The 12,404-nt window shown below is 39.6% G+C and carries 13 protein-coding genes; 8 read left to right on the forward strand and 5 right to left on the reverse strand.

The features are described 5' to 3' along the window. Positions 1–123 precede the first annotated feature (123 nt). The 3 genes from ybeY to miaB are packed head-to-tail and all read right to left on the reverse strand — an operon-like array spanning position 124 to position 3,224. Positions 124–612, reverse strand: a complete 489-nt coding sequence (ybeY, locus tag CL42_RS13970) for an rRNA maturation RNase YbeY (protein ID WP_035269880.1) — start codon at positions 610–612, stop codon at positions 124–126. A gap of 30 nt (positions 613–642) precedes the next feature. Beyond that, positions 643–1,728 carry a PhoH family protein gene (locus CL42_RS13975; protein WP_035269883.1) on the reverse strand — a complete coding sequence of 362 codons (1,086 nt, stop codon included), beginning with the start codon at positions 1,726–1,728 and terminating at the stop codon, positions 643–645. A gap of 38 nt (positions 1,729–1,766) precedes the next feature. Continuing rightward, positions 1,767–3,224 (reverse strand): tRNA (N6-isopentenyl adenosine(37)-C2)-methylthiotransferase MiaB, encoded by a 1,458-nt coding sequence (gene miaB, locus CL42_RS13980; protein ID WP_035269886.1) that lies wholly within the window; start codon positions 3,222–3,224, stop codon positions 1,767–1,769. A 361-nt stretch (positions 3,225–3,585) separates the two neighbouring features. Between miaB and CL42_RS13985 the strand changes: the two genes are divergently transcribed. The 5 genes from CL42_RS13985 to CL42_RS14005 all read left to right on the forward strand — a co-directional run bounded on the left by CL42_RS13985 (position 3,586) and on the right by CL42_RS14005 (position 8,107). Continuing rightward, on the forward strand, positions 3,586–5,499 hold the full coding sequence (locus tag CL42_RS13985) for a lytic transglycosylase domain-containing protein (RefSeq protein ID WP_212771604.1): 1,914 nt from the start codon (positions 3,586–3,588) through the stop codon (positions 5,497–5,499). A 26-nt stretch (positions 5,500–5,525) separates the two neighbouring features. Next, positions 5,526–6,188: a ribonuclease I gene (locus CL42_RS13990; protein WP_081403304.1), complete on the forward strand. Its 663-nt coding sequence runs from the start codon at positions 5,526–5,528 to the stop codon at positions 6,186–6,188. A 173-nt stretch (positions 6,189–6,361) separates the two neighbouring features. After that, on the forward strand, positions 6,362–7,348 hold the full coding sequence (locus CL42_RS13995) for a malate dehydrogenase (protein ID WP_035269892.1): 987 nt from the start codon (positions 6,362–6,364) through the stop codon (positions 7,346–7,348). 148 nt (positions 7,349–7,496) lie between these two features. Next, positions 7,497–7,736, forward strand: coding sequence for a DUF2789 family protein (locus CL42_RS14000; RefSeq protein WP_035269893.1), 240 nt, complete (start codon positions 7,497–7,499; stop codon positions 7,734–7,736). 119 nt (positions 7,737–7,855) lie between these two features. Continuing rightward, positions 7,856–8,107 (forward strand): DUF2789 family protein, encoded by a 252-nt coding sequence (locus tag CL42_RS14005; protein ID WP_035269894.1) that lies wholly within the window; start codon positions 7,856–7,858, stop codon positions 8,105–8,107. Between the two features lie 25 nt (positions 8,108–8,132). Here CL42_RS14005 and CL42_RS14010 read toward each other — a convergent pair whose 3' ends face one another. Continuing rightward, complete coding sequence (locus tag CL42_RS14010; RefSeq protein ID WP_035269895.1) at positions 8,133–8,660, reverse strand: hypothetical protein; 528 nt, start codon at positions 8,658–8,660, stop codon at positions 8,133–8,135. Between the two features lie 58 nt (positions 8,661–8,718). Then, positions 8,719–9,321: a 2OG-Fe(II) oxygenase gene (locus CL42_RS14015; RefSeq protein WP_035269896.1), complete on the reverse strand. Its 603-nt coding sequence runs from the start codon at positions 9,319–9,321 to the stop codon at positions 8,719–8,721. A gap of 117 nt (positions 9,322–9,438) precedes the next feature. On the opposite strand from CL42_RS14015, the gene CL42_RS14020 reads away from it, so the two are divergent. From CL42_RS14020 to CL42_RS14030, 3 genes are read left to right on the forward strand one after another with little or no spacing between them, the layout of a single operon-like run. Then, positions 9,439–10,296: a 23S rRNA (adenine(2030)-N(6))-methyltransferase RlmJ gene (locus CL42_RS14020; RefSeq protein ID WP_035269897.1), complete on the forward strand. Its 858-nt coding sequence runs from the start codon at positions 9,439–9,441 to the stop codon at positions 10,294–10,296. Positions 10,297–10,335: 39 nt separating this feature from the next. Then, positions 10,336–11,160 (forward strand): CDP-diacylglycerol--serine O-phosphatidyltransferase, encoded by an 825-nt coding sequence (gene pssA / locus CL42_RS14025; protein ID WP_035269898.1) that lies wholly within the window; start codon positions 10,336–10,338, stop codon positions 11,158–11,160. Between the two features lie 18 nt (positions 11,161–11,178). After that, positions 11,179–12,246, forward strand: coding sequence for a DUF6670 family protein (locus CL42_RS14030; RefSeq protein WP_035269899.1), 1,068 nt, complete (start codon positions 11,179–11,181; stop codon positions 12,244–12,246). The last annotated feature ends 158 nt before the right edge of the window (positions 12,247–12,404 follow it).

The following is a 12,404-nucleotide window of genomic DNA, read 5'->3' on the forward strand; positions in this document are numbered from 1 at the left end:
CATCATCAATATTTTTTATTTTAGCTTTGAAGATGACAACGAAGTTCATTTTTGAATACTCATTTATTATTTTAATTTGCTTCCCGAATAACGGGAAGCATAGACCGAAGTCATTGAGGAGTGTTATTCGTCATCCAAAAGCAGGTAAGGATTTTCAAAACCTAGTTTTTGTAAAATCTCAATCTCAATTGCTTCCATTTCCTCAGCATCTTGTTCAGAAGTTTCATGATCATAGCCCATCAGATGTAAAGTACCGTGAACCAACATATGAGTGAAATGTGTTAATGGTGCTTTAAATTGTTCTTCTGCTTCACGAAGCACAACGGGAATACAAATCACCAGATCTCCGATAGGGAAACTGTCTAGAATTTCAGCCATTTCATCTGGTAAGTCGCTTGGAAAAGATAAAACATTGGTTGGCTTATCTTTACCACGATATTCAAGGTTAAGTTTGTGACTTTCTTCGACATCTACGCAAGCTATACCAATTTCACAATCGCTTTGTGTATCAATATGACGAAGGGTGGTTTCAATAATTTTTTTAACATACGCACGTTTGAGCACCAAGCTTGATGCTTCAAACGATTGTTGTAGTGAGAGACTGAGTTTCAAAATCTTGCCTTGAGCGTGATTAGATTTAAATTACTCTGCATCTTGATGCTGAGCATCAGCAGCAGAATCATTTTCTGATATGAGTGCTTCTTGACGCGCTTTACGTTCCGCACGTGCTTCAGCAGTTAAACGATGTTGTTCACTGTCCCAACCTTCGTATGCTTCTACAATTTTTTGTACAAGCTGATGTCTTACAACATCACGTGAGTGAAAACGTGTGATATGGATTTCTTTAATCTTTTCAAGCACACGTAATGAATGTGCCAAACCAGACTGTTGTCCACGTGGTAAATCCACTTGAGTAATGTCACCGGTAATGACTGCACGCGAACCAAAACCAAGACGAGTTAAGAACATTTTCATCTGTTCTGGCGTTGTATTTTGAGCTTCATCTAAAATGACAAAGGAGTGATTGAGTGTACGACCACGCATATATGCAAGTGGCGCTACTTCAATAATTTGACGCTCAATTAATTTTGCCACTTTTTCAAATCCAAGCATTTCATACAGGGCATCATAGAGTGGGCGTAAATAAGGATCAATTTTCTGTGATAAGTCACCTGGCAAGAAGCCAAGTTTTTCACCAGCTTCCACAGCAGGGCGAACTAAAAGAATACGTTGAATTTCATTGCGTTCAAGCATATCAACGGCAGCAGCTACAGCCAAATAGGTCTTACCTGTACCCGCTGGACCAATCCCGAAAGAAATATCACTTTGAAGAATACGTTGTACATAGCGTTTTTGGTTGGCCCCCCGCGGATTAATGCGGCCCTTACGGGTTTGGAGCCAGACTTCGTCAAGTCCTGTGTGTTCTTGATTAGGATCCAATTGTAATTCATGATCAGTCTGGCTGCCTTGAATCATTAAATGAATCAAATCAGAGCTGATTTGTTGAGAAACTTCAGCTTCGGCGTATAAGCGCTGAAGTAAGCATTCAACTCTCTCGACTTCATCAATTCCACCGTCAATAAAAAAACTATCGCCACGCTGACTGATTTTTACATCTAAACGTTGTTCAATTTGTTTCATATGACCGTTGTACGCGCCAAGCATGGTTTGTAAACGGTCCATTGAAACACCGGGAAAAGCCACTGTACGTCGAATCGCTGCAGTCAAGAGATTTCCTTTAGAGTCTATTAATCTATACCTCTACATTACGCCACGTCAGGTTCAAGATTCAAGAGTTCACCGTAAACTAAATTTAAGGTTTTAATCTCTGTAATCTCAATCTCTGCAAAGCGTCCGAGCCAAGAAGCATCACCAATAAATGTTACTAAACGTGTATTGTCTGCGGTTCCTACCAATAAGTTTGGATCGTGCTTTGAAACGCTCTCAATGAGCACACGTTGGACAGTACCAAGCATAGCATCAGTTTTTTGGATACTTGATTGCTTGATCCATTGTTGAACTTTAGCCAAGCGCTCTTTTTTAACATCTTCAGGTGTTAAATCTTCCAGCTCTGATGCTGGTGTACCAGGACGTTTCGAGTAGATGAAACTATAAGAATGATCAAAATCTAAGTCTTGAATAAATTGATATGTCTCTTCAAAGTTAGCATCAGTTTCACCAGGGAAGCCAATAATAAAGTCTGAAGACAAATGCATATCAGGGCGTACCTGGCGTAATTTAGCAATCTTATCGATATAGACATCAATCGTGTGGTTACGCTTCATCGCCTTCAATACATCATTTGAACCACTTTGAACTGGTAAATGAAGGTGAGAAACCATCTGTGGTAGGTCACGATAGCATTGGATGAGGTCATCATTGAATTCCAAGGGATGAGATGTCGTATAACGAATACGACCAATGCCTGGAATTTCCGCCACTAGACGAAGAAGATCAGCAAACGTACAGATTTCACCTTCGAATGTTTCTCCGCGGTAACCATTTACGTTTTGACCGAGTAAAGAAACTTCACGTACGCCCTTTTCCGCAAGACCAGCAATTTCAGCAAGTACATCATCTAGGGGACGAGAGACTTCCTCACCACGAGTGTATGGCACCACGCAGAATGAACAGTATTTTGAACAGCCTTCCATAATCGATACGAACGCCTTATAACCTTCAACGCGAGGTTCAGGTAAGAAGTCGAACTTTTCGATATCTGGAAATGAGATGTCTACCAGTTTGATTTTCTCTTTTTTCGGCTTTTCAATTTGATCCGTATGTCGATCAAGCATTTGTGGCAAACGGTGAAGTGTTTGTGGACCAAATACCATGTCGACATAAGGTGCACGTTTTTGGATATTGTCACCTTCTTGAGATGCAACACATCCACCTACACCAATCACCAAATCAGGATTTTTTTCTTTCAGCTTGCGCCAGCGACCTAATTCTGAAAATACTTTTTCTTGCGCTTTTTCACGAATTGAACAGGTATTCATTAAAAGAATATCTGCATCAGCAGGGTCTGTCGTTAATACATAACCGTGTGAATCACCTAGCAAGTCGGCCATACGATGACTGTCATACTCATTCATCTGACACCCTTGCGTTTCGATATACAGTTTTTTGACTGCACCATCGATGGCTGGGGTGTGCTGTGGCTGGGTAACAGTGTTTTCTGAGGCAGCTGGGGCACTATTCGGAATGAAGGTTTGAACCGTCATGAAGGCTCCTATCCTATAAAAAGGGATAAATATGTTCCGGTGAAGTATGGGGGAATCCCACACTCGATAAAAGCGAGCTATTTTACAGTATTTGTACTACGGGTTGAACAAATATATAAATCAGATCAAGTTTATGGATTTACAGTAAAAATACTTTAAAATAATAGTGGTTAATCAGCGCTTTACATAACAGAACAGTACTTGATCATTAGAGTATTTAAAATACATTTTAAAATTGCCAAGCGCTGCAAAAGAGTTGATCATGCAAAAAAAGCATGTCCAAATGTAGCGACGAGTTAAAGTTGAGAAGAGAAGCGTGTTAAAAAAAGCAGTGAAGCAAAAACAGTTAAAACAATATTTAATGGGGCTGATAACACTAGGTTGTTTGCCCGTTGCTCATGCAGCTGAAGAGCAATTTAATGAGGCGATTAAATTTGCGAACTCGGGTAATACAGCTCAGCTCGAATATTATCGTTCTGCAATGCAAAATGATGCGCTTGGATATTATCCAGAATATTGGATGTTGAATAATAATTTAGGCTTCCAACCCGCAACGAATATTATCAGCTTTGCACAGCGCTATCCTCAATCTGCAATGGCTGAAAAATTAGCTGCTGATTATGTCGAAGAAAAGGTAAAACAAGCAGATTTCAAGACAGCTCAACTTGTTTTACCTTATGTCACCAATCCTGATCAAGCTGAAAGCTGTGCGGTTGCGCAAGTAAGAGCAAAAAATGGCGATACATTGGTATACGCTGAATACAAAGATGTCTGGCTTACAACAGAGTCGCAGCCAGAATCGTGTAATGGTTTAGGTCGCTTAATGCTAAGTAGTCCCTTACTCACCACCACGGATCGTCAACAGCGCTTGTATGCGCAACTTAGAGCGGGCCAGCCTGGTCCAGCGATCGCAACAGCACAAACTCTGGGTTTAAACTTGTCATTAGCACAATTAAATCAAATTCAGGCAGATCCTTTGAATTATTTATGGTCTGCGACCAAAGGAACAACAGTAGATTATGCTTATTTGGTGTTTGCTTTAGGTCGTGCTGCAGATGCTGACTTGAACACGGCGCTTCAAAATCTTCCTCGTGTTGTGCAAGGTGTTCCTGCAGATGTTCAAAAATATATGTACCGCACGGTGGCGTATATTGGAGGTACGACAGTGATGAAAAATAATTTTAATCCTGAAGTGCTGAAGAACTTTGATTACAGTTATGGCGTGCCTTTTACACCAGAAGAGGCTGAAATTTACGCACGTCAAGCGATTCGTTTTGGTGAGTGGGAAAGTGTGTTGCGTGCCATAAATAGTATGAGCATTACGCAAAAACAAGAAGATCGCTGGCAATATTGGATGGCGAGAGCGTATGAAAATCGCAAAGATCAAGCTTCCAAGCAAGCTGCGAAAAGTATTTATCAACGATTAGCTGCCGCTGGCGATGATTATCATAATCTGTTGGCAAAAGACCATTTAGGTATTCGTTATAATGAAGCACATGATCGTGCTCAACCAAGCGCACAGGATATTCAACGTTTAGATCAAGATATTCACTTTAGACGTGCTTTTGCATTACGTAATATCAATGCTTCAGCAACTTACACAAACCGTGAATGGAATTGGGCTGTCCGCCAAGCTTATCTCAAGCAAGATGATGGTCTATTACTGGCTGCGGCAAAACGTGCCACAGAAATGGGGTGGTATGACCGTGCTATTTATGCGGCGGAAAGAACACTTAAACGTCATAACTATGCATATCGTTATGCGACACCACATCAAAATCTAGTGGTGACGCATAGTAAAAATGCAGGGATTGATCCTTCGTGGGCTTATGGTTTAATGCGTCAAGAAAGTCGCTTTGTAACCACGGCCCGTTCACATGTAGGTGCTGGTGGATTGATGCAAATTATGCCTGCAACAGCAAAAGATGTGGCACGAAAAATGGGTGAAACGTATAATCCTGCTGCATTATCAGATCCGAATACTAATATTCGTTATGGGACATATTACCTGTCAATGATTCAAGGTATGCTGAGTAACAGTCCAGTTCTGGCTACGGCTGGTTATAATGCAGGACTGACTAGAGCACGCCGTTGGCAACCAGAGTTCAAAAGCATTGCGGCGGATCAATACACAGAGTCAATACCACTTCATGAAACACGTGACTATGTGAAGAAAGTTATGACCAATGCTGCTCATTATGGTGTATTGCTTGGACAGGGGCCGCAAGCGATCGAAAGTCGTATGCCGCCTATTCCAGTAAGAAATACGCAATAGCATTTCAACTATTTTTGTGAGCTTGGATGAATCACACAAAACTGCTGTTTAGTCGTCAACACACTTACCTCCTCAGTAGTTTGAGCGTAGGGGCTTTGTTGTGTTCAGCAGATGTGATGGCATCAGGGAAAGGTTTACAAGGATATGTGCTTCAAGTACAGATGACACCTGCCATTTGTGCATTAGATCGAACAAAAGCGAAACACCGTAAATGCCTAGAAGGATATTCACTGACGATAAAGGGTCTTATCCCAGAAACCAGTCGTCATGATTGCCAAACGAGTTCATCTGCCACCTTGGCACCGCTACAGAAGAGGGTTGTTGCTAGGGTGATGCCTGATGAGCAGGCTAGAATTAGGCTGTGGGCCAACTATGGTGGTTGCGTTCCAATGAATGCCAGTCAGTATTTTCGTACCATTATTAATCATGCAGACCAATTAAAAGTTCCTGATTACTTAACAGGAGTGGATCGTAAAACAGTCTCTATCGCGGCATTACGATCGCAATTCATCAAACTCAACCCAAAATTACCCAGCCAAGGTATTGAATTTCAATGCCAAAGCTTAAATGGTCGCCCAGTGTTAACGGGGATTGAAATCTGTTATCGCACGAATGGTCAATTCAAGTCATGTGCGTCTGATATTGTCTCGACCTGCCCAAATACATTTGACATAGAGGGCGCCTACTAATTTATTTCCGCGAAGTTAATTTATATTTCCTATCAGACTTTTGTTGAAATTCATTCTCTTTTCAATGCATCTGTCAAAGTATTGGAGTACAATCTTCGCCGTTTATGATTATTAAGATTAGATAGAACAGCTATTTAATCGCATTGACTATCCTCTCAACTGGAGATAATTACATGAAGCAACCTGTTCGCGTTGCCGTTACTGGCGCTGCTGGTCAAATTGGTTACAGCCTTTTATTCCGTATCGCTAGCGGTGAAATGTTGGGTAAAGACCAACCAGTTATTCTTCAATTATTAGAAATTCCTGTTGAGAAAGCTCAACAAGCGCTTAAAGGCGTGATGATGGAACTTGACGACTGTGCTTTCCCATTATTGGCTGGCATGATCGGTACTGATGATCCTAAAGTTGCATTCAAAGATGCTGACTACGCGCTTCTTGTTGGTTCACGTCCACGTGGTCCTGGTATGGAACGTGCTGACCTTCTTAAAGTCAACGGTGAAATCTTCATCGGTCAAGGTCAAGCGCTTAACGAAGTTGCTAGCCGTGACGTTAAAGTTCTTGTTGTAGGTAACCCTGCTAACACGAATGCTTATATCGCAATGAAATCTGCTCCAGATCTTCCAGCGAAAAACTTCACAGCAATGTTACGTCTTGACCACAACCGTGCGTTAACTCAACTTGCTCAAAAAGCTGGTGTTGCAGTTTCTGACATCAAAAACATGACAGTTTGGGGTAACCACTCTCCAACAATGTATGCTGACTACCGTTTTGCTAACGTAAACGGCGAAAGCTTAAAAGACAAAATCAACGATGCTGCATGGAATAAAGACGTATTCCTTCCAACTGTTGGTAAGCGTGGTGCTGCGATCATCGAAGCGCGTGGTCTTTCTTCTGCTGCTTCTGCTGCAAACGCTGCAATCGACCATATGCGCGATTGGGCTCTTGGCACAAACGGCGAATGGGTAACTATGGGTATTCCTTCTGATGGTTCTTACGGTATCCCTGAAGGCGTAATGTTCGGTTTCCCTGTAACTTGTGAAAATGGCGAGTACAAAATCGTTCAAGGTCTTGAAATTGACGAATTCAGCCGTGAGCGTATCAACTTCACGCTTAATGAGTTAGAAGAAGAACGTGCAGCGATTGCTGATATGGTTAAATAATTTAGTTTTCAACTAAATTAAAAAAGCACTCCATTGGGAGTGCTTTTTTTATGCACAAAACTTAACAATGCTTAAGAAATCCTTCTACATTGAACTTAGTATTGACATGTTATCTTGAACAAAATCATGAAAATTCAAGGAGCAATCCATGTTAGATATGGAAGTAAATCAAGAATTACTTTTTGAGCAATTGGGCCTAGATAGCTCACCTGAAGGGATTGATCACTTTATACAAACACATCGGCTTGATCCCAATACGCCGATGCATGAAGCTGATTTTTGGAACCCATCGCAACGCGATTTTATTATTAGTCATTGGAAAAAAGATAATGAATGGGCCATTGTCATTGATCAACTGAGTGAGCAACTCACAAACGACACAAAGTGATGAAAATATAATCACAAATTGAAACAATAAACCCAGACCAAAAGCTGGGTTTTTTCATGGATTTCTTATAAGTTATTTAAATAATAATTTTATTAAAATCTGATAAGGGGAGTCTCTTGATGGAACATAAACCTTCCTTAGCGTTATTGTTTTCTCAATTGGGGTTGGCAAATAGTCCAGCGGCAATTGAACTCTATATCCGTACACATCAGCTTTCCGCTCAACAAAATTTACATGATGCACCATTTTGGAATAAAGGTCAGCGCGACTTCTTAATTAGTCATTTAGTACAAGATGATGATTGGGCAATATGGATAGATGAACTTAATCAACAGTTACATATGGATGCATATAAATTAAAAATGGCCTAAAAAAGCCCCTTTCATGGGGCTTTTTTTAATGCATCTTAGGTTTGGTTAACTGGATAAACCACTCTTGGTCATGAAATTGTTTGAAAGCAGGGTGAGTTCTTATCACCTCTAAATCATGATCAATAGTTTTAAAATATTTATTTAGCCAATGGCGTGTAAGTGCTGACTCTTTACGAGAAGCGCAAGCATAAGCCAGATTAAAATAAACATCACTATGATTGGTCGATGTTAATGATTTTAAAATTTGCTGGGTGATGATCGCAAATTTTTCATCTTGAGTAATCTCAAAATACATCATGTAGGCTCTAGCTAACATCAGGGTAAGATTAATATACAAACGCATTGGCATTTCTTCGAAATCTACTCGACCTTGTTCAAGAAGAACAATCGCTTCTTGAAGAAAATGAATTTGTTCCTGACGAAGCTTACTCATACTGACCAGCTCTAAACGCAATTCGGCACGTTCAAAGGCAAGCTCAGGCGTATTTTTTTGTAAGTAAAGTTGGTCTGTTTCACCAATGCGTTGAATAATTAGCTTGGTATTTGATTGCATGGATGAGTCCTCATCAGGTTTAAAACCTATATGGAGGCAACTTCGAAAAAATAAAGCGCTAAATTAAAGTTCGTGCGGTCCTTAACCAAGCTGTAATCGAAAGACGTTGGTGGTGTGCAACAAGAACTTCATGTAATAAATCGCTTTGAAATAGAGCGATGCGATTAGGTTGGGGTTCAATAATATGCCACTGATTATTCTTATCTTGTAGCTTTAGTTGACCACCCCAATGCTGATGCCATTCCTCATGCAGATAAAAAACTGTCGACATCACACGACCATTTTTGCCTTGAGGGTTGTCTCGATGTAAAGCATAGAAATCACCAGGATTATAACAAGCGAAGTGGGCTTCGACTTCTTGAATGCCTAAATAAAATGCACGATTTAATTCCTGAGAGAGTAAATCTAAGGTTTTTATGTGTTGATGGGAAATTGATAGTTTTGGATCTAACCACAAAATGTGATCGCTGCGGATTGTGCTGACAATGCCATTTTGAATTGCTGCATTTCGAAAATCATCGAGATGGATTTGGCATTCATTTACAACGTTTTTTAAATAGCTTGGTGGGTATGCATGATCGATGATACTGAAGCCATGTTGATCTAAATCATCAAGGATTTGATCAACATTCCAATCCCCTGGGATGACAACTGCTTCCATATTTATCTCGCTATTTACTGTATAAAAAAAAGGTCAGCTATTTTAGAGTAATAATCGATTCTGAATGAAACACTTTTTCATGTTAAAATGATTGTTGATCTTAGGAATAATTGAAACATGAATTACCGTCACCATTTCCATGCTGGAAACTTTGCCGATGTCATGAAGCATGTATTGTTGCTTCAGATTTTGTCACGTCTTAATCAAAAAGATAAGCCGTATCGTTACATTGATACACATGGTGGTGCAGGTAAATACGATTTATCAACGTCTGCAGCACAGAAGTCGGGAGAGTTTTTAAATGGTATTCACCGTTTAGTTAAACTCGATGACTCAATTAAGCGTAATGCCCCTGAAGGTGTTAAGCAATATCTTAAAGTTGTAGAAGATATGCGTGCAGGTGCCGGAAAAGGCGCTTATCCGGGTTCGCCATGGTTCGCTTTGGAAGGAATGCGCGAAACAGATAAAGCAACAATTTTTGAGATGCAACGAGATGTATTTCAGCAACTTTACATGAATGTGCGTGATCGTCGGGCAGGTTTGCATGAGCGTGATGCTTATGAAGGTTTGCTCGGTGTGATTCCTCCTAAAGAAAAACGTGGATTGGTCATGATTGATCCACCATATGAGGTGGAGCGAAAGGATTTTCCGCAGTTGGTTGAACTCATCGCTACGGCATATAAGAAATGGCCTACAGGCATATTTGCAATTTGGTACCCAATTAAAGACCGCGCAATGATTGATCGTTTTGAGAAAAAAATGATTAAGACTGGTATTCGCCGTCAATTGGTTTGTGAAGTATGTGTATGGCCAGACGATACACCTGTAGGATTAAACGGTTGTGGTTTATTAGTGATTAATCCACCTTGGAAGTTTTCTGAAGATGCAGATGAAGCATTGCAATGGCTTTTTCCGCACTTAAGAATGAGTGAAAATGGTGGTCATGCTGCCGTTCGTTGGTTGGTCGGCGAATAAGAATATTGAGAGATAAGGCTACAGTTAGGACGAATGACAATGACAAATATAAATAAACCTGAAACTGAATCTTCTCCAAGAAATGTTCCGGGCTTTGATGGTATTACTTTCGAAGTTGAAGAAGAGGAACATACACAAGAAGGGCAAAAGGTTAAGCGTCGTGGGATTTATCTGTGGCCAAATCTGATTACTACTGCGGCATTGTTGTCAGGGTTTTACTCAATTATTGCAAGTATGAATGGCGAATTCACACAAGCCATTTATGCCATTTTTATCGCTGCTTTATTTGATGGTTTAGATGGTCGGGTCGCACGAGCAATTGGAGCGCAAAGCCCTTTTGGTGAGCAGTTTGATTCATTATCAGATATGTTGGCATTTGGTGTTGCGCCTGCAATTTTGATGTATAGCTGGAGCCTCCATGATCTAGGTCGAATCGGTTTGGCTGCATGTTTTGTCTATACTGCTTGTGCTGCATTCCGATTGGCACGTTTCAATGTGCAAATAGGTGTGGTTGATAAACGCTATTTTATTGGTGTAGCTAGTCCTCTAGCCGCAGTAATGATCATTTCTTTGGTTTGGGTGGGGCGTGATTTCCCTGAAATTTTTGTCCTATCTGATCCAATGATTCAGACGATAAATGCAGTCATTATTATTGCAGTTGGCTTGCTGATGATTTCGAATATTAAATACTATTCGTTTAAAACCGTAGATCGTAAACGTGTGCCGTTCGCAGTCTTGCCTATTGTTGTGTTTATCTTTGCTGCGATTACATACAATATTCCTGTCGGTATTTTAGTGCTCTCGATAATTTATGCACTTTCAGGTTTCGTCACTACATTTTTGGCTCGAGAAAAAACAATATAAATAAAAAAGGAGTTTGGTATGCAGTTGTTGATGAGTTTAGCGGACGATTCAAAACAGCTGAATCAGGCTCCTTTTCCTTTTCGGTTGGATTATCACGGTCCACGAGGAATCTATAAAATTATTCATCAAGGATTGATGATTCCAGGATTACCATCTCCACTTCATTATTTTAATTTTTTAACCATTATCGGACAGCCGAATGTTCCAATGCTGCGTAATGATTATGCAATTAAAACAAGAGCCTTGGATACTGTTTCACTCATTACGAGCATTAGTCCACATATGGTTGGACATTTTCATGGTTATTCAATCATTAATGATTGCGAGATTAAAGAGAATAAATTTGTATTCGGACAAAGAGAGCAACTAGAAGGCTCAATCCCAAACTTCAAATTAATAAGAAAGGACAATGAACTTTCCGTTGATCTGAATATTCAAACTCAACCAATTATTTCGCACTTTACCAAACTAAAATTAGGTTTATTTGATCACTGGTCATTAGTGTGTCAATGCAAAGGAATAGTAACCTATAAAGAACAAACATATAAAATTGACCAGTTAGGATCATTTGAATTTGCTAGAGCGATCAATATTCCTTATCTACCACTTCATTTTTTTACCTATCAGATTATTAATTTGATTGATCAAAGGCAGTTACTTCTTGCTCATATACGTAATGGTTTAAATCAAATTGTACAATCAAGAATGTATTTAAGAGATTTAAAAACTCAGACATCTGAAATGTTTGATGATGTTTATTTCAAAGTTCATCGTGTATACCCAAAAGTAAAAACCCCTAATGGGCATGAGATGTATTTAGCGCGCGTATTTGAATGGTCATTTGAAAATAAAAAAAGAAAAATAATCGTGAAAGGTGAAAGTCGTGGAGATTTTAAATTCGGTGTTGCCGCAGGTTATGTCGGTAGTTTTAGTTATGAGGTGCAGATTGACGGAATTCAAGAAGAGGGGCAATCTGGGTATTGTGAATATATAGATTGCCGTAGTTTAAAGTGGCAAGAAATTAATAAAGATGAAAAATTAATGGATAATTTTGCAAGTATTGTGCCATGCACGCTTAAAAAATAGCTAAAAAAGCATAAAAATCACGTAAATTGAACAATAAATATCCAGTTAATCATATTTTATTTAAATATTTAAAAAAACATGGTTGCATTGGATATGAAATACTGTAGAATGCACATCCATCGGCGGTGATGTTGATTAAAACTTGTTGAAAAACAAAG

This window comes from Acinetobacter sp. Ver3 (assembly GCF_000632455.1).
Taxonomy (GTDB): Bacteria; Pseudomonadota; Gammaproteobacteria; order Pseudomonadales; family Moraxellaceae; genus Acinetobacter.

What these genes read in the sequence shown, in the direction of transcription:
- miaB (WP_035269886.1), bottom strand. Translation starts at nt 3,224, where the DNA reads ATGACGGTTCAAACCTTCATTCCGAATAGTGCCCCAGCTGCCTCAGAA.
- CL42_RS13985 (WP_212771604.1), top strand. Translation starts at nt 3,586, where the DNA reads ATGGGGCTGATAACACTAGGTTGTTTGCCCGTTGCTCATGCAGCTGAA.
- CL42_RS13990 (WP_081403304.1), top strand. Translation starts at nt 5,526, where the DNA reads ATGAATCACACAAAACTGCTGTTTAGTCGTCAACACACTTACCTCCTC.
- CL42_RS13995 (WP_035269892.1), top strand. Translation starts at nt 6,362, where the DNA reads ATGAAGCAACCTGTTCGCGTTGCCGTTACTGGCGCTGCTGGTCAAATT.
- CL42_RS14000 (WP_035269893.1), top strand. Translation starts at nt 7,497, where the DNA reads ATGTTAGATATGGAAGTAAATCAAGAATTACTTTTTGAGCAATTGGGC.
- CL42_RS14005 (WP_035269894.1), top strand. Translation starts at nt 7,856, where the DNA reads ATGGAACATAAACCTTCCTTAGCGTTATTGTTTTCTCAATTGGGGTTG.
- CL42_RS14010 (WP_035269895.1), bottom strand. Translation starts at nt 8,660, where the DNA reads ATGCAATCAAATACCAAGCTAATTATTCAACGCATTGGTGAAACAGAC.
- CL42_RS14015 (WP_035269896.1), bottom strand. Translation starts at nt 9,321, where the DNA reads ATGGAAGCAGTTGTCATCCCAGGGGATTGGAATGTTGATCAAATCCTT.
- CL42_RS14020 (WP_035269897.1), top strand. Translation starts at nt 9,439, where the DNA reads ATGAATTACCGTCACCATTTCCATGCTGGAAACTTTGCCGATGTCATG.
- pssA (WP_035269898.1), top strand. Translation starts at nt 10,336, where the DNA reads ATGACAAATATAAATAAACCTGAAACTGAATCTTCTCCAAGAAATGTT.
- CL42_RS14030 (WP_035269899.1), top strand. Translation starts at nt 11,179, where the DNA reads ATGCAGTTGTTGATGAGTTTAGCGGACGATTCAAAACAGCTGAATCAG.